Genomic DNA, 25,154 nt, shown 5'->3' on the forward strand with positions numbered 1-25,154 from the left:
ATTTTTGTTTTTTGGATTAAGCGACCTCGCTAACTATTTAACTTTAAAAAGGAAATCTTGTATGTCCACCCCGGCTCATCTTTGGTTAACAAACGAAAACGGATCGCCTATTGTTGGCGGATGCTTAATGCCGACACGATTAGGTTCAATAGAATTACGTTCAGTAAGCCATAATGTCACTATTCCTGTAGATCCTAATATGGGGAAATTAACAGGGACAAGAGTTCATGCGCCGATTACTATACAAAAGGAATTCGATCAAACAACACCTGTGCTTTTTCGTGCACTATGCCAGGGAAGAACGCTTAAGTCTGCAACGATAAAAATGTATCGTATTCTTGATGCTGGCGTTGAGAGTGAGTATTTTAATATTCTCCTTGAGAACGTAAAGATAACAGCAATTTCACCCTCTTTGCTTCCTAATGGAATGACCAGCACCCATCTGGAAAATATAGAATTACGTTATGAAGCTATCACCTGGAAACACACCGAGGGTAATATCTTATACAGAGATGCGTGGAATGAGCGCATAACGGCTTAGAATCTATTCCATAGGACTATTTCATTTTTCATTATTACCTTGGCAGTGATTGAATAAACTCTATTGCGTATTTTTGTGCGCTGTCCGTTGCCAAACTGGCCGCGCCAATCACCGCCCACAGGAAGCGATGCCGGTTTAACACGCGGCGAAATTGCGCATCTGGTCATCAATTCCACCAGTTGAAAGTTCCCCTGCGCGGGAAGGGAGCAGATCCGGCGTTTTCAATGGGTTAGTTCCTCCCCCTGACAAGGGCTGTCTCTTAGTCACATTTTTATGCGGACTTGGAGATAGTTTCGTGCGCCACAATGCCGCTATGTCTATGCTATGTCGTAGCACGCGCCCGACATAGGGGGCTCAAACGCCAGCCCCCTATGAACCCCGGCTTCCGGCTAAATTATGTCGCTGCGCGATGCCTTCGGAATCGGATCGCTCTTACCGAACCGCCAGTGACGCGTTCCCGACGCGGCACTGGCTTGAACCGCATCCCTGCGGTTCATTCGGGAGCCCTCCGCTTCCTCAGCATAATTTCTTACGCCGGGTAACGGCAAAGTCCCTCATAGCCCCTACATTTGTGTATAAGAGACTGCTGACAAAGCCCCTAATATACCTCTGTCATCCTTCACGGCCCCAGCGCGGTCATTCCCGCAGTAGTAGGCGGGAATCTCCTGCTGAAACCGTAAACAGCCATTGGCTGATTCCCGCCTACGCGGGAATGACGGGTTTGGGAAGGTTTGTCATCAACCTCCGGCCGCTTACGCGGCCTTATATTAAAGGTTACTGCGCGGCGGGCGCTGCCGCTTCCTCTTGCGGTTTGGGCTCTTCCTCGGCGGCCGCCGGCGTCATAATTTGGCTATAGGCCGCCTGAAGCTCCTTCATATGAGCCTCCGGCTCGCCCTGCTGCTGTATCAACATCAGAGTGGCGTCTTGCGACAACCACTGATGCAACTCCTGATTCAGCGCATCCAGCGTCAGCCCAGATAAAGCCGTCTGCCGTAATTTTTGGTACTGTTCCGGGGCAATATCCACCACGCCGTTTTGTTGCGAGCGTAAGCGCTGCTCCATTAGCACATCCGTACTGGTGCGGGCATAGGTGGCGAATAGCTTGCTCAGTTCATCGGTTTTACGCGCGATCAGCCCATCAAATTCCTGCTGTGTCAGCCCGTTATCCCTCAGCGCCGCCAGCTCCTGAGCCAAAAACGTCATCGCCGGCGTCACGCTGTCAATACCGGGAATATCCATATGAATGGCGCACTGCGCGCGGGTATAGAAGACGTTACAGTTGAAACGGAGGTTATTGCCCTTCTGCGAACTTTTCTTCAACGCCTGCTGCACATGCCAGAATAGGGCTTCTCTTGCCAAATCGCTCTGCCAGTAACGAGCCAACGCTCTATCGTCCCGAATGGGGTGCCACGGCATATCCCACACCAGCGACAGCGTGTCTTGCTGCGCGTTCTTATTGATCAGACTAATGGCCTGGGGCGGTAATGGGCTTAACGTCGGCACCGGCGTCGGATCTTCGCGTTTCCCCTGTAGCGATGAGAACGCTTTACTGATTTGTTCAACGATACTGCGGTGATCAACATGACCGACGATATAGAGCGTCATGGCGTCCGGGGTATACCAGGTTTTATAAAACTGCCGCAGCGGCTCGCTGCTTAGCGGCGGGGTGACCTCCTGGCCGGGATCGTGGGCCAACAGCGTGGATCCCTTCAGCCGATAGCGCCAACCGGGATCTTGCGGGTTGACCGGAAAGGTCGCCACCCGATCGGGCCCGTTTAACGCCGTGTTGATGCGTTGATCGTTGATATCTAACTGACCGACCGTTTCCGATAGCCAATTCAACGCTTCTTTCAGCAATTCCGGCCGATTATTCGGCAAACTCAGGTTGTAAAAGGTGAAGTCATATGACGTGACCGCCGGCGGCAACGTCCGCCCGCCCTCCTCTGCCGGTGTCCACAAAGAAGGCAATTGCGCTGCCGAAAAGCTATCCCCGGGGGTTAACGCCAATCGGGGAATAAAATGGGCGAATCCTGATTGCTGAGTATTTTCAGCCAGAGAACCGGTATTCACCATCAGACGTAACTCGACCCTGTCGCCCGGCCGTTGCGGGGTCGTCAGTAACTGCCAGGTAAAACCATTATCAAGTTTCCCCTGCTGCCAGGCAGGATCGGGTTGTAGTGTTTCAGCCTGCACGTTGCTGCCGGCAACTGCCAGCAACATTCCACCAACTAAAAGTCCAATTTTGGTGCCCTGCATGTGAACCCCTACTTAATAACTATCCAGATTGTTGTTGATAATAATAGCGGCCTTGCGCTTGCCGCCAAAACACTCTCATGAATACATCACGGAAAATGGGAATGGCGAAGTGTACCATCCCCTTGGACCACGCGCTTTCATCTATGTCACTCCAACCGACTAAATAATGTTCAAAAAAGGGAAATATTGATATTAAACAGATTGATGATGCGCTCATCGTCATCGGATCAGGACAACGTTAGGGGTGGTTGCCCGCAATCGCGCCGGTTTTTACGGCATAGATATTCATGCATGGGAACGATGAATGCCGGCGGGCATACACAGCCCGACATTCGACAACGATAATTTACATTTTCTCCTTAATTTTTCCACGATTCGTTAAACATTACCGGATAAAGTAAATCACAGCAGACATGCTGCAATAATAATGATTTAAGTCTTAACACTATTCGGTTAAATATTGAGAGAGTCAGGACGATCGCCAGGGAAAGCGGCCCTCCTGCGGAAAATCGCATTCCCGCATGTCCGTACCGTCAGACTTAAAGGATTTTTGCAGGATAACGTTACCTGTCACTGATTCTGACCGTTCATACATGGCGTATAAAACTCTGCTGAGGAGCTGTATTTAAATGGCGAATTTTTTTATCGATCGCCCCATTTTTGCCTGGGTATTGGCAATTTTACTCAGCTTGTGCGGTACTCTGGCGATCGTTTCGCTCCCCATCGAGCAATATCCCGATTTGGCGCCGCCCACGGTACGGATCAGCGCCAACTATCCCGGCGCTTCCGCCCAGACCATTGAGAACACCGTGACGCAGGTTATCGAGCAGAGCATGACCGGGCTTGATAATTTGATGTATATGGCGTCAAACAGCAGCAACACCGGACAAGCGCGGATAACGCTCAGCTTCGAGGCCGGAACCAATCCGAACGAAGCCCGCCAGCAGGTGCAGAACCAGCTGCAATCGGCGTTGCGAAAACTCCCGCAGGCCGTGCAACAGCAGGGGGTCACGGTCAATAAAACCGGCGATACCAATATCCTGATGATTGCCTTTGTTTCCACCGACGGCAGCATGGATAAACAGGATATTTCAGACTATGTCGCCAGTAACATTCAGGAACCGCTCAGCCGCATCAACGGCGTCGGCGGAGTGGACGCCTACGGATCGCAATATGCGATGCGTATCTGGCTCGATCCCTTGAAACTGACGGACTACTCGCTCATCACCGCGGATGTGGTCTCCGCCATCGAGTCGCAAAACAGCCAGGTTTCCGTCGGTCAGGTGGGGGGAACGCCATCGGTGGATAACCAGCTGTTGAATGCCGCCATCAATGCCCAGTCGCTGCTGCAAACGCCGCAGCAGTTCCGTGATATTACCCTGCGGGTCAATAAGGACGGTTCCGCGGTCACCCTGGGCGACGTCGCCGAAGTCGAACTGGGCGCGGAAAGTTATGACTTTCTCAGCCGATATAACGGCCAGCCGGCTTCCGGTCTGGGGGTAACGCTGGCATCCGGGGCCAACGAGCTGGAGACGGACAAACTGGTGCGTGCGCGTATCGAGGAGCTATCGCACTACTTTCCCCGCGGGCTGGAAGCCAAAATCGCCTTTGAAACCTCCCCTTTTGTTAAGGCTTCCATTACCGATGTGGTGAAAACCCTGTTTGAAGCGGTACTGCTGGTATTTCTGGTCATGTACCTGTTCCTGCAGAACTTCCGCGCCACGCTGATCCCCACCATCGCCGTACCGGTTGTGCTGCTGGGCACCTTCGCGGTGCTTTACGCCTGCGGATTCAGCCTCAATACCCTCACCATGTTCGCCATGGTGCTGGCGATCGGCCTGCTGGTGGATGACGCCATCGTGGTGGTGGAAAACGTCGAGCGCGTTATGAGCGAAGAGGGGCTTTCCCCGCGCGAAGCGACACGAAAATCCATGGGCCAGGTTCAGGGGGCGCTGGTGGGGATTGCGATGGTGCTGTCGGCGGTATTCGTCCCCATGGCCTTTTTCGGCGGGACGACCGGGGCGATTTATCGCCAGTTCTCCATTACCATCGTTTCCGCCATGGTCCTGTCGGTGCTGGTGGCGATGATCCTCACCCCGGCCCTGTGCGCCACGCTGCTCAAGCCCATCGCCAAAGGCCATCAGCACGGACGCAAAGGGTTTTTCGGCTGGTTTAACCGCAACTTTAACCTCGGCGCGGCGCGTTACGAGCGCGGGGTGGCGAAAATCCTGATAAGAAGCGGCCGCTGGATGCTGCTTTATCTTGGCATCATCGGCATCATGGCGTTCCTGTTTATCAAACTGCCGACCTCCTTTCTGCCGCTGGAAGACAAGGGCGTGTTCATGACGCAGGTACAATTGCCGCCCGGATCGACGCAGCAACAGACATTGAAGGTGGTAGACAAGATTGAGCGGTACTACCTCACCCAAGAGAAAGACAACGTGGTATCGGTATTCGCCACCGTAGGTTCCGGCCCCGGCGGCAACGGACAGAACGTCGCGCGTCTATTCGTCCGCTTGAAAGACTGGGATGAACGCACGTCGGCGGACAATAGTTCCTTTGCGATTATCGAGCGCGCCACCAAAGCGTTTCGCAACATCGACGAAGCGCGGGTCATCGCCAATAGTCCGCCGTCCATCAACGGTCTGGGCAATGCGGCCGGCTTTACCATGGAATTGCAGGATCACGCCGGGCTGGGCCACAACGCCATGATGCAGGCGCGCGACCAACTGTTATCGATGGCCGGCGATAATCCGGCGCTGACCCGGGTACGCCATAACGGTCTGGACGACAACGCGCAGTTGAGGATCGATATCGACCAACGCAAGGCGCAGGCGCTGGGCGTCTCTATCGACGATATCAACAACGTACTGCAAACCGGCTGGGGCTCCACCTATGTCAATGATTTCATCGATCGCGGACGGGTGAAAAAAGTCTACGTGCAGGCCGCCGCCAAATATCGCATGCAGCCGGACGATATCAGCAAATGGTATGTCCGCAACAGCGATGGCGGAATGGTGCCCTTTACCGCTTTCGCCCACACCTCATGGGAAAGCGATTCACCGCGTCTGGAGCGTTATAACGGCTACTCCTCACTGGAGATCGTCGGCGAAGCCGCGCCTGGCGTCAGCACCGGGACGGCCATGGACATTATGGAAGATCTGGTGAAAAAATTACCGGAGGGTCTTGGCCTGGAATGGACGGGGATGTCCTACCAGGAAAGGCTAACGGGCGCGCAGGCGCCGGCGTTGTACGCCATTTCGCTACTGGTGGTGTTCCTGTGTCTGGCCGCGCTGTATGAAAGCTGGACCGTTCCTTTTTCGGTGATGCTGGTGGTGCCGCTCGGCGTGCTGGGCGCATTGCTGGCCACCTGGGGACGGGGGCTGGAGAACGACGTCTATTTCCAGGTAGGGCTGTTGACCGTTATCGGTCTGGCGGCGAAGAACGCCATTCTGATCGTCGAGTTTGCCAATGAGATGAATCAACAGGGACGGGATCTGGTTGAGTCAACGCTGATAGCGTCGCGCCAGCGGCTACGGCCCATACTGATGACCTCGCTGGCGTTTATTTTCGGCGTGCTGCCGATGGCGACCAGTAACGGCGCCGGTTCCGCCAGCCAGCACGCCGTGGGAACCGGCGTCATCGGCGGGATGGTTTCCGCGACGATCCTTGCCATCTTCTTGGTACCGTTGTTCTTTGTCGTGGTCCGCAGACGCTTCCCGCTGAAAGCGAAGGAGGAGTAACGCCTTAAAAAGGTTGCAGAAAAACGCACAGGAAAATATTAGCCGCTTATATATATCCAATGAATATAAGTAAGAAGAAACCATAATAGAAAACAATCTACCGTCGCGATTAAAGTAACCGATTACTGTCTGAAGAAACGGGTTCAGGGTATCGGGATGACGGCATTACTGGATATACGGGGGTTGAGCGTTCATTTCCCCGGACATGTGGCGGTGGATAACCTCGACCTGCGTATCGCGAAGGGAGAGATGCTGGCGCTGGTGGGGGAATCGGGCTGCGGCAAGTCCACCACGGCGCTGAGCATTATGCGGTTGCTGCCGGCGCAGACAAAAATCAGCGGCGCGATAACTCTCGGCGGCAAAGACTTGCTGCGTCTGGGAGAACGGCAGTTGGCCGAGGTGCGCGGCAACGACATCTCAATGATTTTTCAGGAGCCGATGACTTCACTGAACCCGGTGATGTCTATCGGGCGTCAGGTTGAAGAAGCATTGACCCTGCATCTGACGCTAACCCGGGCGCAGGCGCGCGCCCGCGCGATTGAACTGCTGAAACAGGTCAAACTGCCCGACCCTGAGAGCCGCTTCGACGATTACCCCCACCATCTATCCGGCGGACAACGCCAGCGCGTGATGATCGCGATGGCGATCGCCTGTCAGCCCGATCTGTTAATTGCCGACGAGCCGACCACGGCGCTGGATGTGACCATTCAGTCGCAGATACTGGCCCTGCTCGATGAACTGCGGCGCGAGCTGAATATGGCCGTGCTGCTGATCACCCACGATCTGGGCGTGGTTTCCCAGTGGGCCGACCGCGTGGCGGTGATGCATAACGGCCGTAAGCTGGAGGAAGGCCCGGCCGATCGGATATTGCTCCATCCGCAGCATACCTATACGCAAGGGCTGCTGCATGCGTCGCTGCATCTGGAGCAGGATGCGCATTATCGTCAATCACGGCTGGCGGAGATCCGCTACAGCGACGAACAGGGCTTCACGCTGTTTCAGCCCCCGGCGCGCACCGCGGAGACAGCTGCGCCGGCGAGCGCGCCGCAGCCGCTGCTGGCGGTCAGCAACCTGACGGTAACCTATGAATCCGCACAGGGCGATCTTGCGGCGGTAAACGATGTGTCCTTACGGCTGCACGCCGGGGAAACGCTGGGGCTGGTAGGCGAATCGGGCTGCGGCAAATCCACGCTGTCGCGCGCCATCATGCGGTTGGAGCAGGCGCAGAGCGGCCAGATCGTCTTTGACGGACAGGATCTGCTGGCGCTGTCGCGCCGCCGGCTGCTGCCCTGGCGTAAGCGTATCCAGATGGTGTTTCAGGATCCTTACGGCTCGCTCAATCCACGCCAAAGCATTGATGAGATCCTGGGCTACGCGCTGGCGATCCACGGCATCAAAGAGCGGGGCGAACGCGAGCGGCGCATCATGCGCATTCTTGACGATGTCGGCTTACCCCAGTCGGCGCGCCAGCGCTACCCGCACGAATTCTCCGGCGGACAACGTCAGCGCATCGGCATCGCCCGGGCGCTGGTATTGCGTCCGCAACTGCTTATCTGCGATGAACCCGTTTCCGCCCTCGACGTTTCCGTACAGGCGCAAATCATCAATCTGCTGGTGGACTTAAAGGCCGAACTGGGGCTGACCTACCTGTTTATCTCCCACGATCTGGCGGTCGTGCGCTATATCGCCGACCGCGTTCTGGTGATGAACGGTGGGCGCATTGTGGAAGAGGGCGATCATGAACGCATCTGGCATCATCCCCAGCATCCCTATACCCGGACGCTGCTGGATGCCGTGCCGGGACGCCAAAACCGCGGGCAGCGGCCATCCGCCGCCCCGTCATTCGTTTCCGCGCTGAGTTGAGCGGTTGACTTACTTCGATTTTATTGACAGGCACAGGGGCAACAAATAATGAATAAACGTCCATCAGACAGCAATATCGACGCGCTGGTCGAGTATGAACTCAACCGCCGCAAGTTTCTGGGCATCTCCGGCGCCATTCTGGCATCGGGGGTATTTGGCGGCATCTGGCCGAGCGAGAGCGCGGCGGAAGTCGGCAGCCTGCCGAATACCGTGACCGGCGCAATACGCGGCGGCACGCTGGAGGCGGTGGTGCATCCCGAACCGCCGACGCTGGCGTTCTTTATCAACACGTCGACGCCCGGCCGTACCGTCGTCAGCAAGATTTTCGACGGACTGTTCGACTACGCGCCGGATCTGACGCCGCGCCCGCAGCTGGCGGAAAAGGTGGCGGTATCGGACGACGGGCTGACCGTCACGCTATCTCTGCGCCGCAACGTGCTATGGCACGACGGCCAGCCTTTCAGCGCGGCCGACGTAAAATTCTCGGCGGAAAATGTCTGGAGACAATACTCGCCGTTCGCCCGCCGGGTGTTCCAATACCTGTCCGCCGTGGAAACGCCGGATGAACATACCGTGATCCTGACGCTTTCCAAACCCACGCCGGTGGTGCTCAACGCGCTGGACGTGGTGGCCACCCCTATCCTGCCGCGTCATCTGTATGAAGGCACGGATATTCCCAACAATCCATACAACAACAAGCCCGTCGGCACCGGGCCGTTCGTGTTCCGCGAATGGCAGCGCGGCAGCCACATCGCGCTGGAGCGATTCGATAAATACTGGCAGCCCGAGCGCCCGTTCCTGGATAAGCTGCTGTTCAAAATCATCCCCGATGTTTCCGGACGCGCCACCGCCTTTGAAACCGGCGAAATCCAGTACGGCGAACGAAATCCCGTCACCTTCGCCGACGCCGCCCGTCTGGCGCAACTGCCGAATCTGACGCTGGATACCGACGGCTATAATGGCTTCGCCACCTCATTCTGGCTGCTGCCCAATCTGCGCGATCCCATTCTGAGCAACCTGAAGGTACGCCAGGCCATCGCCCACGCCGTCAATAAGGATCTGCTGGTCAGAACCGTGTGGGGAGGCTACGCCAAACCGGCGACCGGACCGGTATCCTCGCAGCTCAGCACCTTTTATACCGCCGACACCCAGCAGTATCCGTTCGATGTCAAAAAGGCGCAGGCGCTGCTGGATGAAGCGGGATACCCGAAAAAAGCGGACGGCTGGCGCTTCAAGCTGAACCACGACTTCATCCCGTTTGGCGATGACTACCGCCGCACCGGAGAATTCGTCCGTCAGGCGCTGCGCGCCATCGGCATCGACGTCACGCTGCGCGCGCTGGATCTGGCCACCTGGACGACCAACATCTTCAAGAACTATGACTACCAGCTTGCCAGCTCCTGGGGCGTGAACTGGACGGATCCGCAATTGGGCGTCGAACAACTCTACTGGTCCAAAGCGGAAAGCAAGGGTACGCCCTGGACCAACGCCTCAGGCTACGCCAGCCCGGAAGCCGATCGTATCATTGAGGCGGCGCAGATCGAGGTCGATCCGCAAAAACGGCTGGCGCTCTATCACGATCTACAGCGCATTGTGCAACGCGATCTCCCCCAGATTAACCTGTTTGAATTCAAATGGTTCGGCATCTGGGCCCGCAACCTGCGCAACGTGACGGATACCTTCAACCACAGTCAGAATAATTTCGCTCATGTATGGCTGGATAAAAAAGGCGCCTGAGCGAGGGGCGTAACACCATGACGGCACGTATTTTTTTCCGGCTGCTGCAGCTGGCCGGGGTGGTTGTCGGCATCGCCACCCTGAATTTCTTTCTGCTTAAGGCGCTGCCCGGCGATCTGGTGGACGTCATCGCCAGCGAAAGCGGCAGCGCGACGCCGGAATATATCCAGCAGCTACGCGAGCTCTACGGTCTGGATCGTCACATCACGGCACAGTGGGGATCGTATTTGTGGCAACTGGCGCAGGGCGATCTGGGCTTTTCATTTCGTTTCGGCGAGCCGGTATTGAATCTGATCGTCGATCGGCTGCCGGCGACCCTGCTGCTGGTGGGCGGCGCCCTGTTGCTGTCGGTGGCGGGCGGCGTCCTGCTCGGCGTCGCGTCGGCGCGCCGTCCCCACGGCATCGCGGACTCGGCCATCTCCATGCTCTCCACCATCGGTTACTCCGCGCCGATGTTCTGGGTGGCGCTGATGTTGATCGTACTGTTCGCCGTCAAGCTGGAGTGGCTGCCCGCCAGCGGCTGGCAGGATATCAATGCGGGCTACGCCGGGGTGGATAAGCTGCGGGATATTGCGGCGCATCTGGTGCTGCCGGTGCTGACCCTGACCATTTACTACATGGCGGTTTACGCCCGGCTGGCGAGAGCCTCAATGATTGAAACGCTGTCCGAGGATTTTATCCGTACGGCGCGGGCCAAAGGCGCCCGCGAAGGACGTGTGATTTTCACCCATGCGTTGCGTAACGCCATCATCCCGGTGATCACCATGCTGGGGCTGCAAAGCAGCGCCCTGCTGGGCGGCTCCATCGTCGTGGAAACCGTTTTCGCCTGGCCGGGGCTGGGGCAACTGTCGTTCGAGGCGATCAAAAACCGGGATATCCCCATCCTGCTGGGCGTATTGCTGTTCAGCAGCGTACTGGTGGTGGTGTCGAACCTGCTGGTGGATATGGCGCACGCCGGGCTTGACCCGCGGGTGCGCATTACCGGCGGCAGGCGAAGAAAAACCGTAATAAGGAAAGAGAGGTAATATGCGTCGCTGGTTATTACAGCCGTCCGCGCTGATTGGTCTGGCGGTGCTGGCGCTGGTTGTCGCCGCCGCCTGCCTAGCGCCCTGGTTTTTCCCGGACGACCCGATGAACATGGTGGCGGAGCCTTATCTCTGGCCGGGACAGGATCCCCAGTTCCCGCTGGGAACCGATCTGATGGGGCGCGATCTGCTGGCGGGCTTACTGCACGGCGCGCGCGTGTCGCTGTTGGTCGGCGTGACATCGACCGTGATCGCCCTGTTTATCGGCATTGCCGTCGGCGTGGTTTCCGGGTTTTATCGCGGCCCGGTAGATCGAGTGCTGACCGGCATTACCACGCTGTTTCAAACTATCCCGGCTTTTTTGCTGGCGATTATTCTGGTGGCCGTGCTACAGCCCTCCATCGGTACAATCACCTTTGCGCTCGGCATCACCTCCTGGACCAGTATCGCCCGCCTGGTGCGCACGGAGTTTCTGTCCCTGCGCCAGCGGGAGTTCGTGCGCGCCAGCATTTCCCTGGGAGCAAGCGATATGCATCTTATTTTTCGCGAAATCCTGCCTAACGCCTGGACGCCGGTGGTGGTTTCCACCGCCCTGCTGATCGCCAATGCGATTCTCTCCGAAGCCGGATTGTCTTTCCTCGGTCTGGGCGATCCGAATGTGGTGAGCTGGGGCTCGATGATCGGCACCGGGCGGGATGCGCTGAGAACCGGCTGGTATATGACGGCCATTCCGGGCGTCGCCATCATGCTGACGGTGATGGCGCTGAATTTGTTGAGCGATGCGCTGCACACCGCGCTGAACCCGCGCCTGCGCCGGCGGCGTTCAACGTTTTCCATACTGTGATTCGGCGCGCGGGTTCGCCAGACGTCCTACGCTGAAAAAAACTTTCCCCACTGCACAAGCGTACAGTGGGGAAAAGCGGTACGGGCGGGAAAACGTGGATTATGACAACGTCGTCGTTTCCGCCGTTTTATCGCCTTTATTATCGGTATCGCCTTTATCGCCGGAAAGCACGGCGTTCATCTGATCTTGATCCAGTTCACGGCAATATTTCGCCACCACGATGGTGGCTACGCCATTGCCAATCAGGTTGGTCAGCGCGCGGGCTTCCGACATGAAGCGGTCAATACCCAGAATCAACGCCAGCCCCGCCACCGGCAGATGGCCGACTGCGGAAAGGGTGGCCGCCAGCACGATAAACCCGCTGCCCGTGACGCCCGCCGCCCCTTTGGAGGAGAGCAGCAACACCACCAGCAGGGTGATCTGATGCCAGATGTCCATATGGCTGTTGGTTGCCTGAGCAATAAAGACGGCGGCCATCGTCAGGTAAATCGAGGTGCCGTCCAGGTTGAACGAATAACCGGTGGGAATAACCAGGCCGACCACCGATTTCTTACACCCGACCCTCTCCATTTTCTCCAGCATGCGGGGCAGTACCGATTCGGAAGAGGAGGTTCCCAGCACGATCAGCAGCTCTTCCTTGATATAACGAATGAATTTAAAGATGCTGAATCCCGTCGCTTTGGCAATACTGCCCAGTACCAGAAACACGAACAGCAGGCAGGTGATATAGAAGCAGAGAATTAGCTGACCTAACTGCACCAGCGTGCCCAATCCGTATTTGCCGATGGTGAATGCCATGGCGCCGAACGCGCCTAAAGGCGCCAGCCGCATGATCATATTGATAATGCCGAAAATAACTTTGGAGAAACTTTCGATCACATCAAATATCATCTTGCCCTTTTCACCCAGGCGATGCAGCGCGAAGCCAAACATGACCGCAAACAGCAGTACCTGCAAAATATTTCCGCTGGCAAACGCCCCGACCGCGCTTGCCGGGATCACGTCCATCAGGAACGGAATCAACCCCTGCTGAGCGGCCTGCTGGGTATAGACCGCCACGGCGGAGGCGTCCAGAGCGGCGGGATCGACATTCATACCCGCGCCTGGCCGCACCACGTTCACAATGACCAGCCCGATGATCAGGGCAATAGTACTGACGACCTCGAAATACAGCAGAGCGGCCGCCCCGGTTTTACCCACGGACTTCATACTTTCCATGCCGGCGATACCAGTCACCACCGTACAAAAAATGACCGGCGCAATAATCATTTTAATTAATTTAACAAATCCATCGCCCAGAGGTTTCATCTGCTCACCGATTTCGGGATAGAAATGGCCCAACAGTATCCCTATCGTAATAGCAGTAAGCACCTGAAAATAAAGACTTTTAAAAATAGATGTTTTCATACTTATGTCCTATGGTAGGGAGACACAGGTGATTAATAGAGTATATATAGGAAATACCACCTGTGATTGCGCCGGAAAATAACACCGCAATAATAGTCTGGAAATGTTTTCTAACTTTAGTTTGTGAACGTTTGGTTAAAAACTAGAGAGGAATCGCTTCAGCTGAGATGAATACTAAACATTAGCGCAATTTATTTGCAACAAAGAGTCAAGTTACGTAACACTCAAAAGGCGAAAACGCCATTTAGGACCATCAATTTGGCGGCAAGAGACCGCTAATAGTGAGCGTGTAAAATAATGATCTGCCTATTCATTTGTAAAAACGTGAACGCCATTCTTTCTATCGTGACGAGCCAATTGCATAGCAAGATGCGCCTGTGACAGGAAAAGCGCCGTGCGTTGCATCGCGTTTATCGCGGGAACATCAATATTGAGCACTCCGGCACAAACACGCGGATAAGGCTGGCTATCCGTTAACCGCAATGATGCGTTTATTTGCTGAATGACGCGCTGGCCCCAGGTCTGGGCCGGCTCTCCGCCTATCTGCCGATTTCCCAATAGCGCGAACTCGTCTTTATCCAGATAAGCCAATAAAACAGGCTCCTTTCGCCCCAGTTCATCAACCGCCGCTTGCAGTTGATTAACCAGGTTAACCGTCATATCGGCCGGCGGATTGCCATGGTCGGCCGGCGCCGGATCAACACCGATCACCATCAGGCTAAGCGGCGCGTTTTCCGCCAGCCGCTGTTGCAGGCAAACCATAAAATCGGCTTTATCCGGTAAACCATATTGCGCCGCGGCAGAGGTCAGAGATTGCGCCGCCAACTGCTGATTGCGGTTATAGCTGCGAACCAACATGCCAAGCTCATCATCTTTATGCCATTCCGGCAGCGTCAGCCGATGGTGGGGGATCTTTTCCGCCGTCAGCCCCTGTAACTCGGCAATAATCGCCCGCAGCGGATGCACCATCAGCCGGTTCATGCACCAGGTAATGGAGATGGATAAAATAAGCGCCAATAGCAGATAAGTGGCCAGCATGGTCGAGAACGTACTGATAATAAACTGAAACATGCGATAAGAATCGGCCTGCAAGACCAGGTGCGCCAATGGCGTCGAATTTTGCGTCTGCGGCGGGGAATAGAGCGGCACGGAAATACGTATCGGCAGTTCAAAGATCCTGGCTATCCACGCCGGCACCGCGCGTTCGGTCGGGAAATCGGCATGCAGCGTCTGAAACTCATCGGGCAAAAGCACATCGGCGCGGCTCAGAAAACCGGCCGGCAACAAATTGTTCAGAATATCTTCGGCCCGTTGCACTTCCCCCTGCAGCACGGCCTCCGTTAACGGCTGGCGCACAGAGTAAGCGATAACCTCCAGTTGCCTGGCGTAATCGTCACGACGTTGATTCACGAAGTGAAAAAGCTGTATCACGATGAAAAGGCTGATAGTCACCAATGCCACAACGGACACAGCTGTCATCTGCTTAATAGTTAACGAACGTCTAAGCCGCAAGCACTTTCTCCGTCAATTCCAAATTGCTGCCGTGTTTCTCACAAGAAAACCCAATCTGTCGCGAACGCATCCGACCAGGGGCTTAAAGTAGTTAAATTGGCGTCTTTCATCTCTGACGTCTGATAAATCCCGGCTAGTATAAGGCAGCCGCCCTTCGCTCCAATGCTGTTTTCTTCTTGTATCTTCGGGATTTCATCTTAATCCTAAGCCCCTGACAATGCAGGATCCACCTTTACGCCTCAGAATATGAGGCATCCCCATGACAAACCCATGGTGAACAAAAAGTAATGGGGCGGGATGAAGAATTGATGAAAGCGGAAATGACGGGGTGTAAAGAAAGATGACGCGCCGCTCAGCGTATTACCGGCAGGGGAAGCAACAAGCGCAAGCCAAGGTTGATGACCAAGACCTTGCCTACAAACCCGTTCCCCGCATGCGCGGGGATGGCGACCATAAGCCAGGCTGGTCAACGGCCAGAGGCGGAGGCAACCCCCGCCCGGACACACATAAATTACTGCGGATAAGGCACCCACTCCCCGCCATTAAGACGAATATAAGGTTTACCCTGATACGGCATGACAACCGCGTTTTCATTCTCTGAAATCGCTTCCGTTTGCGGTAAGTCTTTTACCAATACCGGCCAGTCAATTACCGGCGCAGAGAAGACTTTTCCATCCACCATGCGTGAAATCAATGCGGAAATGGCCAGGAAACTGCTCTTGGATTTAACATCCAACGGCGTGCTTTGCGGCGGAGCCTGTAAACCGAACAGCTTCACGCCGGTGGGGACATGAGTAATGCTTGGGCTGGGTATCTCGCGCAACCCGGACATCTGCATTTTATCGCCCACCAATGCCGCCCCATGTTCCGGCACGACGACGACCATGACTTTTCGTCCTGACTTTTGCAGCGCATCGAAGAAAGTATCCAATTGATCGAACAGAATTTTCGCCCGTGGTCTGAAGTCAGCCGATTTATTCGTGCCGACAAAACGGTTACCGTCATGCAGCGGAATCAGGTTGAAGAAGGTCGCGTTGCGCCCTGTCCCTGAACGATTATTCAACCAGCGGTTAAGTAACTCCAGATCGTTATAAAGCGGCTCGCCTTCAAATGAGGCCAGCTGGTAGCTGATTCCTGCCTGAGACATCATCGTCGACGGCAGCCCCCCGTAATCATGGAGCCCCTGCAGGTAACTCCCCGACAGGGAGGACGCGCCTGAGTGATCGAGCATCAGTTGCTTTTCAAAGCCCAGCTTAGCCAAATTATCAAACAGATAGCATTGTTGATTTGCGGGTTGATATAAATCGTGATGCGACTCCTGGCCGCAGCTTGCCCGCAATAAACGAATGGCGGCAGGCCCGCTATAAGCCGTCGCTGAATTGAAATTACTGAACAGAATATCGAACTTACCCCACAGCGGATGATTCATCAGCTGTGAGTCCTCCATATCCGACCACGAAAGCGAACAGATATTGATAATCAATAAATCAAAGGGTTGCGCATCCTCAGGCAGCGACTCGGGAAAGGCCGATACCCGTTCCTTTTCCCGCGCATAAAACTGATTCAGGTAGGCGGTCAAGTTCTCATTGGTGGGCGGAAGGTCATCGGCGGGCAACGATAGCGCCGCGCCGCCAGCCGGGCTTGACGAATTGCCGGCAACCGCCGCCGTCGCATTCGGCGTCAGAGAAACCATGGGGCCGGTGAGATGAACCACGTTTAACCATCCCAGGATGGCGACGGTAAATACCGTTATGCGAATCCATTGGCAGAAAAACAGATAAGCCACCACCATCACCAACGCGGCGCCAACCATCTGCCAGTTAACAAATCGATTGATTAACTCCAGCAAATATAGCGCGTCGAAGTCTATAAGGTAGCCGCCCTGATGAAAAATCGTATTTATTCCCGGCAGCCACGTATCGTGATAAAACAAGCCGATCCCGATCGGAATAGCAATAATATGCCGCCAACGGTGCAACCAGAGCGGCGGAATCGGCATCAATAAAAACGCCAGAAATACCAGATTAAGTAATGGGTGAAAATTAAGATAGCCAAACCATAGCAAGGCGAACTTAAGTAAAAAGTAGAGATTCCAGCCGCCCAATCCACGCCAGTAGCGCCACGCATTTTGATTTTGTTGCGCATGTGTTTTTTTCTCGTTCATTTTATTTCTTAATTTTTGATAAAAAACCGTCGCGCATCAACATGCCGGCGGATTTAAGGTATTTCGGTGGTAATAACCGGTATTCCCCATACTGAAGCCAGCGGGGAATAAAATGATGCGCGACGTAGCCAAGCGTAAAAAACACTACGGCGCTCAACAATACCAGTTGAACGATATCGCTCAGGTTTAGCATGTATTTTCTCTCTGTTCTCCGGTGAGTAAAGAAATAGTGACAGGTTGGCGGCGGACTATCTGATTTGCCGGTGATAGCGGTTTCCGATGTGCGGGAATATCATTATTCGTCGCGGATATTCCGTCATCCCCGCGGCTTGCGGATAATGCGCTAATTTCAGAAAAGATTTGTGGATCCTGCGACCACACCACGCGATGACTGAATATTTCATCCACCGATAAACGAAAAATTGTTTTCAACGCCATATCAAGTTCATTCATCCGGCAGGTGAAAAGAAATAGCAATAAACGCCCTTGAGATAGGGTAATAACATCGCCGAAGCGCCTTAAGTGGCAAATGGTCAATGCCTGAGCGGCACGCAACCCGGCAACCGGACGCAACGCCACCAAAAGACCTTTGCTTCCTTCCGGGATCATCGTGTTGCTCATGAGCTGGTTAACGCATTGGGCAAATCGGTCGGGCGGTAGATAGCCCTTAACGTTTGAAGGCCGCGTCATACTCAGCAACGGCTCGATATCCGTGGCAATAAGCCTGGTGAAATGCTGTCCCTGTACGCTTTCAAGGCGGGAAAGAAAACGGGAAAGCGGCTCGGTATACGCCACGATGGTATTGGCGCCGCACGCCAGCAGCAGACGTTCATCACTGGATCGCAAAGCGTGCCTCATTTCCCGCACCACCATTTTCAGCATGTTGCCCCGCTGGCGGCGCAAACGGTGAATTTGTCTGGCCAGGCCGTCCACCTGACTGGTTTTATGAAGCGCAAAAACCAGGGTTGCGGCATGGGCCGACATGCCACGATCGGTAATTTTTTGATTTTCATCAAAAAGATGCCAGCTGCCCGATAAAGCCGGCGCGCCTTCCAAAACGCTTTTTTCCGCCAGGAACAATCCCTCATCATTCAGGAAAGGCGCCGGTAACCGTTCTTCATCATCCACCACCCGCCACCCTTCCGCTTCCGGCTGCAACATCTGCACCTGGTTGGCCGTCATGCCATTTTCCGTGCTCCACCAGGACACCGAATAGAGTGCGCGATCCTGCTGCCGGTACAGGCTGGCTAAACCAGACAATGCGCGATGCTGGGAAATAAGCATATTTCCCAACTTGCCGGTATCGCCGCCATAGCTAAGAATGATCAACGTACACTGCCGCTGCCGTAACCATTCGCCGGTTTCGGTCACCCAGCGCTGAATTTCTTCCTGGTCGATATTCCGCCAAAGACTGGCCGGCGCATAAAAGACGAATAACCATTCTTGCGGCTTTAATTCCCGCATCAGGTCATTAGTGAAATGAAATAACGCTGCCTTTTTTTTCGGTAAAATATAGTAAGGGAATTGTTTTAGTTTGGTTAAAAATAATGACGTAAATAGTGGTTCGTTGTTTTCGCCGCAACAGATTAATGCCGCGCGCGCATTATTGGTTTGCGCGCTAATTAATTGCCGGCAAAATAATACGGCATCCAACTGCCTTTCAATATTAACCCAATAAAAACCTGGCGGCTGTAGTAATGATATTTCATTCCAAAGCCGCCGGACACCTAATGAAAATGACTGTGTCATATGATAATTTTCTTTTCTGACAATGCCGTTATGATCTATCATAAATAACAATTGAGACGTAGACTTTAACACTACATTTTGAAATCTCAACCTTCAGTTATATAAATAGGAATGTTCTCTAATAAGCTATTTATATCTTAATTAACCCGAACAGAGGGAACGCGTCGTTATTGGAAATTTCTATGAGATTATTACTAAAATTAGCGATCGGGATAAAAGCCAAATATGTCAGCAGCGGGTTTAAATGCGCCCGGTAGCGGTTCCAGTAAGGTTTATATCCGGGAAATAACCGGATAATCAGGCTTACGTTTCCGTACCTAAAATATGTATGGATATAATTGTTACCCCCCACAACTATTATCAAAAAATAAGCCTGTTTTTCAGAGAAATTGGGATGAATGATAAAATTGAGTATTCGCAAACGGTAGTCTATGCCGGGTTGCACGACGATCTGCGTGTATTAAAGCAGGCTTTTTCGTTGCCGGAAATAAACTATATAGACATATCTCTTCAAACACGTTTAACCCAAATGATGAAACGCTGGCCTCTGCTGGCGGAACTGCAAGCGTCGACGGGGAGCCGCTGAATATGCCGGTAATTGTATTACAAGGTATTCGTGGCGGCGTAGGAACAACCTCCGTTGCCGCGGGGCTGGCGTGGGCGTTGCAGCTGTTGGGCGAAACGGTACTTGCCATTGACTTCTCGCCGGATAATTTATTGCGGCTCCATTTTAATATGCCTTGCGCGCAATCCAACGGCTGGGGGCGCTCGCAAGTGGATGGCGCGCATTGGCAACAGGGCGCGATGCAATATGCGCCCAATCTTGATTTTCTGCCGTTTGGTCAGCTCAATTTAATCGAGATCACGGCGCTGCAACAGCATTGCATCCACTCCCCCCTTTTCTGGCAGGACAACCTGGCGCAGCTCAATGCGCACGGAAAGCACCGATGGATTTTGATTGACGTGCCGGCGGATAACAGCCCGCTGACCCGCCAGGCGCTGGCCGCCGCCGACGCGGTTTTGCTGCTTCTTACGCCCGATGCGAACTGCCATGTGCGCTTACACCAGCAGGCATTGCCGGATCGGCGCCATTTCCTGGTAAACCAGTTTTCTCCCACCAGCGTGTTACAGCAGGACTTGCATCAGCTATGGCTGCATACGCTTCCACATTTGCTGCCGCTGGTGATTCACCGCGACGAGGCGCTGGCGGAATCGCTGGCGGCGAAACAACCGCTGGGAGAATACCGCGCGTTAAGCGTTGCGGCGGAAGAAATCATTACGCTGGCGAACTGGTGCCTGATCAATCTGACGAAAGAGGCGGTATGAACCAGATACTACGCTTTTTTCTCGCGCCTGCGGCCTATCAGGCGATGCGAAAACGCTATGACGGTTATCGTCGCCAGGGGGCATCGGCTTTTACCGCTTTTCTAACGACGCTGCTGGCGATACTTGGCTGGATATTCCTGCCGTTGGGATCCGATAGCTGGCAACAAATTCGGCAATCACGCCGCCATTGGTTTGCGCATATAGCGCCGCGCCGCCCCCGCCCTGCCGATCCCCTGCGCTATCTGATACAGGGGATATGGTTATTGACCGTCAGGAACGGACAAACGGCGGCGCCCGGCAAAAATTATTTTTCCGGGCTGCGACGCCGCCTGCAACGCTATAGCGACGGATTGCCAGGCCTTTTCCCACGCGGCGCGCATTCGGCGGCCTGCGCCGATACGCAAGCAGAAAACCAGGCCGCCGCTCCCCGCGCGGCAACGGGTTTGCAGACGCTATCGCTTATCGTCATCAGTCTGTTATGCGCCGCTCTGGCCCTCCTGTGCATCACTCAGCCGTTCGATCTTTTATCACAGTTTATTTTTATGCTGCTCCTGTGGAGCATGGTGATGATTGTCCGCCGCATACCGGGGCGCATGCCGACGCTAATGATGATCGCGTTCTCCCTGACCGTTTCCTGTCGTTATATGTGGTGGCGTTATACCGCAACGCTCAATTGGGATGACCCCTTGAGCCTGACCTGCGGCGTGCTGCTGCTGGTGGCGGAAACCTATGCCTGGGTCGTGCTGGTGCTGGGCTACTTTCAGACCATCTGGCCGCTTAACCGTGCCCCGGTTTCCTTACCGGCGGAGAGTGGAAAATGGCCGACGGTGGATCTGTTGGTGCCGACCTATAACGAACCGCTGGAGATAGTAAAATCAACCATTTACGCCGCCATGGGCATGGACTGGCCAAAAGATAAACTCAATATCTATATCCTTGATGACGGCAGCCGTCCTGAATTCAAAGCCTTCGCCGAAGACGTCGGCATACGCTACATCGCCCGCACGACCCATGAACATGCGAAAGCCGGGAATATCAACCACGCGCTGAAACAGGCTAAAGGCGAATTCGTCGCCATTTTCGACTGCGACCATGTCCCCACCCGTTCATTCCTGCAATTAACCATGGGATGGTTCTTTAAAGATAAAAAGCTGGCGATGTTACAAACGCCTCACCACTTTTTCTCGCCCGATCCCTTCGAGCGCAACCTTGGCCGTTTCCGCCGCACCCCCAACGAGGGAACCCTGTTCTACGGCTTGGTGCAGGACGGTAACGATATGTGGGATGCCGCCTTTTTCTGCGGCTCATGCGCCATTCTGCGCCGTAAAGCCCTGGATGAAATTGGCGGCATCGCGACCGATACCGTCACGGAAGACGCCCATACGTCGTTGCGCCTTCACCGGCTCAACTACACCTCCGCTTATATTCGTATCCCGCAGGCCGCCGGACTGGCCACAGAGAGCCTGTCGGCGCATATCGGACAACGCATCCGCTGGGCCAGGGGAATGGCGCAGATCTTCCGGCTGGATAATCCGCTGTTGGGAAAAGGCCTGAAATTGGGGCAACGGCTATGCTATGCCAACGCCATGCTGCATTTTCTGTCGGGTATTCCCCGTTTGATTTTCCTTACCGCGCCCTTAGCCTTTCTGTTATTGCACGCCTATATCATTTTCGCCCCGGCGGTAACCATCGCCCTGTATGTTTTCCCGCATATGGTTCACGCCAGCCTGACGAACTCTCGCATTCAGGGGCGTTACCGCCACTCGTTCTGGAGTGAAATCTATGAAACCGTGCTGGCGTGGTACATCGCCAGGCCCACCACCGTGGCGCTATTTAACCCGCATAAAGGCAAATTTAACGTTACCGCCAAAGGGGGGCTGATAGAGGAACAGCACGTTGACTGGATAATCACCCGGCCTTATCTGCTGCTGGTGCTGTTGAATATCGCCGGGCTGATAGCCGGAATATGGCGTCTGTATTGCGGCGCCCCCGAAGAAATGATGACCGTTATCATCAGTCTGCTGTGGGTTGTCTACAACATGACGATCCTTGGCGGAGCCGTCGCGGTTGCCGTAGAGACGAAACAGGTGCGCCAGTCGCACCGGGTGGAAATGTCGATGCCTGCCGCGGTTCTCTGCGCTGACGGCCACCTCTTCTCTTGCATAATGAACGACTATTCCGACGGCGGCGTAGGGATAGCGATGCGCGCCCCCGGACTGCTGCGGGAAGGCGACGACGTTTCCCTGTTATTAAATCGCGGCCGCCAGGAGTACGCCTTTCCTTTTAAAGTCACCAGAGTCGCCGGCAATAAAATCGGCCTACAGATGGCGGAACTGACCACCAGACAACATGTTGATTTTATTCAATGTACCTTTGCCCGGGCAGATACCTGGGCACTATGGCAAGACCGCGTCCCCGAAGACAGACCGCTCGAAAGCCTGCGTGATGTACTGCTGCTGGGCTTCCGTGGCTACTTACGTATGGCGGATTACGCGCCCCCGGTTATCCGCAGCGTCATTGTCGCTTTCACCACCCTGATTACGTGGGTGCTGTCGTTCGCACCGCGTTACGTGGGGAGAAGCCCGACATGATGCCGCCAACAAAAATGCCGGCTTATACGCCCTCCGCAAGGCGGTAACGCTCTATTCCCTCTCGCTAGCGCGAGACAGGCTTTTAATATCGATGATGACATGATGACGAAAAAAACTACCTGGTTTACCGTAATTGCCTTAGGCATCAGCTCGTTGTCTCAGGCCGCCATTACGCCGAGCACTGAGACGGCAGCCCTGCCCCAGCCCACCGTAAGCGCACCGATATCGCCGGAGACACCACCGGACAACCGCGCGCCCGTACGCAGCGTAAAGCTGCCGTTCGCCCAGATTGCGCCCTCGCCGGGCGCCATTTCCCTGCGCGGCACCAGCCCGTACGGGCAGATCGAGTTCGGCGTACGCGGCGATGAGGTGGTTACGCAGGCCGCGCTCGATCTGGAATTCACCCCATCCCCGTCGCTGACGCCCATCGAGTCGCACCTCAAGGTTTATCTGAATGATGAACTGATGGGGGTCGCCGGCATCACCCAGGATCGGTTAGGCAAACCCAGCCGGGTGCAGATGCCGATCGACCCTCGCTATATCAGCGACTTTAACCGTATACGGCTGGAGTTTATCGGTCATTATCCGAACATTTGCGAAAGCCCGGCCAGCTCTTCGCTGTGGCTGGACATCAGCAAATCGAGCGCTCTCGAACTGCGGTTCCAGACGTTACCCCTGAAAAACGAACTTTCTCCTTTCCCGGCGCCCTTTTTTGATAACCGGGATAACCGGCCGTTGACGCTGCCGATGGTATTCAGCGGCCAACCGGATCTGGCGCAACAGCGTGCGGCGGCGATCCTGGCGTCCTGGTTCGGCAGCAAAGCCCAATGGCGCGGGCAATCATTCCCGGCCATGTTTAACCAACTGCCGGATCGGCATGCCGTGGTGTTCGCCACTAATGCGCAACGCCCGGACTTCCTGCGCGATATGCCGCCGGTCAATGCCCCGACCGTTTCCATCATCAACCATCCGGACAACCCGTATACCAAACTGCTACTGGTACAAGGCCGTGATGACAGCGATCTGATCACCGCCGTGAAAGGCATGGTGCAGGGCAACATCCTGTTCCGCGGGCAGAGCGTCACGGTGGATAAGGTTGAACAGCTGGCGCCGCGGCAGCCTTACGATGCGCCGAACTGGGTACGAACCGACCGTCCGATGACCTTTGCCGAACTGCAACAGTATGAAGGACAGCTGCAAACCAGCGGTACGGTGCCCTACCCTATTGCGCTGAATCTGAACCTGCCGCCCGATCTTTTCCTGATCCGCAGCCAGGGTATCGATATGAAGCTGAAATATCGTTATACCGCACCGCAACTCAAAGACGGTTCCCGCCTGAGCGTACACCTGAATAACCAGTTTGTTCAGGCGTTCTCGCTGGCGCCGGAGCACGATCAGGATTCGCTGCTGCTGCGTTTGCCGTTGACGCAGGGATTATGGGATTCAGATAAGAACCTGAAGATCCCGGCGCTAAAACTGGGAACCATCAATCAACTGCGTTTTGATTTCACCTACACGACGCTGCTTGCCAGCGGCGCGGCCGGACGATGCGAAACCTACACCCCGGTCGTCAACCACGCAATGATTGACGGCAGCTCAACAATCGACTTTTCCGGCTACCGTCACTTTATGCCCATGCCGGATCTGAGCGCCTTTGTTACCGCAGGCTACCCTTTCAGCCGTTTGGCCGATTTGTCGCAAACGCTGGTCCTGATCGATAAACATCCCACGGCCTCGCAGGTCAGTACGTTGCTTAACGCCTTAGGCAGCATCGGCGCACGCATCGGTTACCCGGCGTTAGCCATGCAATTAAGCGATGACTGGGTAGAAGCCGGCAAGCAGGACGTTGATATTTTGCTGATCGGCGCCATCCCTCCCGAACTGCGTAATGATGAAAAAATCAATCTGTTGGTGAATGCCGCCCAAAGCTGGGTAAAACAACCGGTGCGCCAGGCCGCGATGGCGGACATGGGCGCGCCGGCCGATGACGTCAAGCCAGACACCAAAACGGCCATCAGTTCCGAAGCGCCGATGTCCGCCATCATCGGCATTCAGTCTCCCTATCACGATCGGCGCAGTATTGTCGCGCTGCTGGCGGATAGCCCGCAGGGCTACGCGCTGTTGAATAATGCGCTGACCGATGACGGCAAACGCGCCGCCGTGTTCGGCTCGGCGGCGGTTATCCGCGACTCCGGCGTCAACAGCCTGCTGGTCGGCGACGTCTATTACGTCGGCCATCTGCCGTGGTGGGAGCGAGTCTGGCATGCGCTGGCGACACACCCGGTATTGCTGGCGGGCATTTCCACCCTGACCGTCGTCGTCATCGCCTGGTTGTTATGGCGCGTGCTGAAGAGAATCAGCCGTCGCCGTCTGTCGCCCGATGAAAAAGATTAAAC

The 25,154-nt window shown here is 55.1% G+C and carries 16 protein-coding genes; 10 read left to right on the forward strand and 6 right to left on the reverse strand.

The window, feature by feature from the left end; all coding sequences use genetic code 11:
- The first annotated feature begins 61 nt into the window (after window positions 1-61).
- Window positions 62-541 carry an Hcp family type VI secretion system effector gene (locus ACN28R_RS18070; RefSeq protein ID WP_095835116.1) on the forward strand — a complete coding sequence of 160 codons (480 nt, stop codon included), beginning with the start codon at window positions 62-64 and terminating at the stop codon, window positions 539-541.
- Window positions 542-1,315: 774 nt separating this feature from the next.
- On the opposite strand, the gene ACN28R_RS18075 is transcribed toward ACN28R_RS18070, so the two are convergent.
- Entirely contained in the window at window positions 1,316-2,797 is a 1,482-nt protein-coding gene (locus ACN28R_RS18075; protein ID WP_095835118.1) for a M16 family metallopeptidase, read from the reverse strand.
- 629 nt (window positions 2,798-3,426) lie between these two features.
- Between ACN28R_RS18075 and acrD the strand changes: the two genes are divergently transcribed.
- From acrD to ACN28R_RS18100, 5 genes are all read left to right on the forward strand, one after another.
- Window positions 3,427-6,540, forward strand: a complete 3,114-nt coding sequence (gene acrD, locus ACN28R_RS18080) for a multidrug efflux RND transporter permease AcrD (RefSeq protein ID WP_095835119.1) — start codon at window positions 3,427-3,429, stop codon at window positions 6,538-6,540.
- A gap of 156 nt (window positions 6,541-6,696) precedes the next feature.
- Window positions 6,697-8,403, forward strand: coding sequence for an ABC transporter ATP-binding protein (locus ACN28R_RS18085; protein ID WP_048636687.1), 1,707 nt, complete (start codon window positions 6,697-6,699; stop codon window positions 8,401-8,403).
- Between the two features lie 48 nt (window positions 8,404-8,451).
- Window positions 8,452-10,140, forward strand: coding sequence for an ABC transporter substrate-binding protein (locus tag ACN28R_RS18090; protein WP_095835120.1), 1,689 nt, complete (start codon window positions 8,452-8,454; stop codon window positions 10,138-10,140).
- Window positions 10,141-10,157: 17 nt separating this feature from the next.
- Complete coding sequence (locus ACN28R_RS18095) at window positions 10,158-11,165, forward strand: ABC transporter permease (RefSeq protein WP_048636689.1); 1,008 nt, start codon at window positions 10,158-10,160, stop codon at window positions 11,163-11,165.
- 1 nt (window position 11,166) lies between these two features.
- Window positions 11,167-12,009: an ABC transporter permease gene (locus ACN28R_RS18100; RefSeq protein ID WP_095835121.1), complete on the forward strand. Its 843-nt coding sequence runs from the start codon at window positions 11,167-11,169 to the stop codon at window positions 12,007-12,009.
- A 99-nt stretch (window positions 12,010-12,108) separates the two neighbouring features.
- Here the strand turns inward: ACN28R_RS18100 and ACN28R_RS18105 are convergent, their stop codons facing one another.
- The 5 genes from ACN28R_RS18105 to bcsE all read right to left on the reverse strand — a co-directional run bounded on the left by ACN28R_RS18105 (window position 12,109) and on the right by bcsE (window position 18,841).
- A complete protein-coding gene (locus tag ACN28R_RS18105; RefSeq protein ID WP_048636691.1) occupies window positions 12,109-13,416 on the reverse strand; it encodes a dicarboxylate/amino acid:cation symporter in 1,308 nt (435 codons plus the stop codon).
- 306 nt (window positions 13,417-13,722) lie between these two features.
- The gene (locus ACN28R_RS18110; RefSeq protein WP_053085511.1) at window positions 13,723-14,895 is read right to left on the reverse strand and encodes a HAMP domain-containing protein; all 1,173 of its coding nucleotides are present in this window, start codon (window positions 14,893-14,895) and stop codon (window positions 13,723-13,725) included.
- A gap of 544 nt (window positions 14,896-15,439) precedes the next feature.
- Window positions 15,440-17,092, reverse strand: a complete 1,653-nt coding sequence (bcsG, locus tag ACN28R_RS18115; RefSeq protein WP_095835122.1) for a cellulose biosynthesis protein BcsG — start codon at window positions 17,090-17,092, stop codon at window positions 15,440-15,442.
- A gap of 1 nt (window position 17,093) precedes the next feature.
- Complete coding sequence (gene bcsF, locus ACN28R_RS18120) at window positions 17,094-17,285, reverse strand: cellulose biosynthesis protein BcsF (protein ID WP_095835123.1); 192 nt, start codon at window positions 17,283-17,285, stop codon at window positions 17,094-17,096.
- A complete protein-coding gene (gene bcsE, locus ACN28R_RS18125) occupies window positions 17,279-18,841 on the reverse strand; it encodes a cellulose biosynthesis protein BcsE (RefSeq protein WP_095835842.1) in 1,563 nt (520 codons plus the stop codon). Before bcsE ends, bcsF begins: the two co-directional genes overlap by 7 nt.
- A 394-nt stretch (window positions 18,842-19,235) precedes the next feature.
- On the opposite strand from bcsE, the gene bcsR reads away from it, so the two are divergent.
- The 4 genes from bcsR (at window position 19,236) to bcsB (ending at window position 25,152) form a co-directional block, all read left to right on the forward strand.
- Window positions 19,236-19,427 carry a cellulose biosynthesis protein BcsR gene (bcsR, locus tag ACN28R_RS18130; protein ID WP_048639707.1) on the forward strand — a complete coding sequence of 64 codons (192 nt, stop codon included), beginning with the start codon at window positions 19,236-19,238 and terminating at the stop codon, window positions 19,425-19,427.
- Window positions 19,428-19,429: 2 nt separating this feature from the next.
- Window positions 19,430-20,167 (forward strand): cellulose biosynthesis protein BcsQ, encoded by a 738-nt coding sequence (gene bcsQ, locus ACN28R_RS18135; protein ID WP_048636694.1) that lies wholly within the window; start codon window positions 19,430-19,432, stop codon window positions 20,165-20,167.
- Entirely contained in the window at window positions 20,164-22,758 is a 2,595-nt protein-coding gene (bcsA, locus tag ACN28R_RS18140; RefSeq protein ID WP_095835124.1) for a UDP-forming cellulose synthase catalytic subunit, read from the forward strand. The genes bcsQ and bcsA overlap by 4 nt, the downstream gene beginning before the upstream one ends.
- A gap of 102 nt (window positions 22,759-22,860) precedes the next feature.
- Window positions 22,861-25,152, forward strand: a complete 2,292-nt coding sequence (gene bcsB, locus ACN28R_RS18145; protein WP_095835125.1) for a cellulose biosynthesis cyclic di-GMP-binding regulatory protein BcsB — start codon at window positions 22,861-22,863, stop codon at window positions 25,150-25,152.
- Window positions 25,153-25,154 lie beyond the last annotated feature (2 nt).

The organism is Brenneria goodwinii (assembly GCF_002291445.1).
Classification (GTDB): domain Bacteria; phylum Pseudomonadota; class Gammaproteobacteria; order Enterobacterales; family Enterobacteriaceae; genus Brenneria; species Brenneria goodwinii.